Below are 2,080 nucleotides of genomic sequence, written 5' to 3' on the forward strand. Positions count from 1 at the left end.
GTGAGCCTCTCGACAGCTTCGACGACACCAGGAGCGTCGACCTGCGGACCCTTGCCGATGCCCTGCTTCGCGAAGTCGCGCGCGCGAGCGGACCGGTTGAGCTGGATCGTCAGCAGGTGCTCGCCCTTGTGAACTGGGGCAACCGGAGCTCGTTTCGCAGCGTCCATGAATTCCCCATCAACAAGGCGACGTACTCTCCGCTGACGGGCGCGATCGAACTGCTGCGGGCCCAGCTGGCAGACACCACATCCGGATATATCGCTATCACGGGAGCCCCGGGGGCAGGCAAGTCGACCCTTCTGTCGCAGGCGCTGGCGGAACTCCCGGACCGCGTTGTGCGGTACTACGCGTTCATTCCGGGGGGCGGCGGCAACGCTCGGAGCAGACTATCTGCGGAATGGTTCCTCCACGATCTCAGCACCATGCTTCGGGACGCTGGGCTACGCACCCGACGCAAGAAGCTGCCGGCGCGGACCGTGCACGAACTCCGTGAGTCGATTCAGGAGCAGCTGGACGCGGCTGCTGAAGATTTCGCCGCAAGCGGCCGGCGAACCATCGTCGTCGTCGATGGTCTGGACCATGTGCAGCGCGACTACTCGGGCAATGATGCGCTCACGGCAGAGTTGCCCGTACCGAACGATATGCCCGCCGGTGTGATCTTCCTGGTGGGGACGCGAGATCTCAGCCCGCTGCGTAGCGAGGCGCGACAGTTCGTCGAGGACCGTGGCACCGAGATCAACCTGGAGAAGCAACGGCTCGACAAGAGCACAGTCATCGAAATCTGCGAGCGGTTCGACGCGACAAGACGACTGCCCCGATCGGTTCACGAACTCATCGCAGACCGCAGCGCCGGCCATCCGCTCTCACTTGTTTACCTGCTAGCCCGCATCGACGACTACACCGGGGACGATCCGGACGGCTTCGTTGCAATGGTGCCGCAGTACGACGGCGACATCGCGATGCTGTATCGCGCCGCCTGGGACTCACTGGATGCGGACGGAGAGCTCGAACGTGTGCTGCGGATCTGCAGCCGACTGCGGATCGGCTTCGACCTTCGGTGGGTGCGCACGTGGGCCGCTGACTCGACCACGCGGCAGTTCAGAACGCAGTTGCGCTATCTGTTCAGACTTGAACGTGGACGGTGGCGGTTCTTCCACGACTCGTTCCGACAGTTCGCCCGCGAACGAACCTCGATCGGTGACGACCGTTCTCCCAATAGCACGGTCGACAAGGAGGCCCACGCCGAAGTTGCGGACATCTGTGAGTCGAGTTCCGACCCGGTTTTTGCCGCGCAAGCCTTGTTCCACCGCTACCAGGCGGATGATCTCGATGCTGTGCTGCGTCTCGGAACCCAGGAACTCTTACGGCGTCAGTTTCGTGAGCTGCGCGCGGCATCGGAGATCGCCGACGACACGAAGCTCGTTTTGGCTGCGGCGGCGCAGCGCGGCGACTTCGCCAGCCTCCTTCGCGGGTTGCTGATGCTCTCCGAGATTTCGGACAAGTCGTCTGAGATCGAGGATGTTGACGTTTGCGGGATTTTGCTGCGCTCCGGACTTGTCGAGGCTGCGATCGACTATGTCGGTGACGAGCAGGCCCTCCGTGTTCCGCTCGCGCAGGCCTACACTCTCGCTGCAGATCTGGCCAAACAGAACAATCCAGCCGGCGAGCGGGTCTTCACACTGTTCCAGCACTTCGGGTTGGAACAGCCTGGCGGAGCGCGCGGTGTGCGCACTGAGTCGGAGATCGCGGAGTCGTGGGCCCGGTGTGCCGCACACTTCCTGCCCCTCGACACCGCACTAGCCCGGATGAGAGCCGTGCTGCCACCCAAAGTCGGCGACCGCGAATGGGAGTTCTTCCGCTCGTACAATCTCTTCGATGAGATGGTGACCGCCTACGTGAGCGAGTTGAGTGTCACAACGTCGGAGACACTGCACGCCATCGACTCCGCGCTCCTTGACGAAATCGAGCTCATCAGCCGCAAGAATTTGTCTGAGGAGCGAACCGCGGGCGCGACGGCGCTTGGGCTGACCCCGTTTCGTAGGTCCAGTCGTTATGAGAGTCGTCCTGTTGTCCGCGGTCG

General features: G+C 63.0%; 1 protein-coding gene. It reads left to right on the plus strand.

Going from position 1 to position 2,080, the window contains the following annotated elements; genetic code table 11:
* Positions 1-2,080, plus strand: a 2,080-nt coding sequence (locus ASG00_RS07695) for an ATP-binding protein (protein ID WP_162238364.1), incomplete at both ends; no start/stop codon positions are given.

Origin of the sequence: Microbacterium sp. Leaf351 (genome assembly GCF_001423825.1) — a bacterium.
GTDB classification, from domain to species: domain Bacteria; phylum Actinomycetota; class Actinomycetes; order Actinomycetales; family Microbacteriaceae; genus Microbacterium; species Microbacterium ginsengisoli.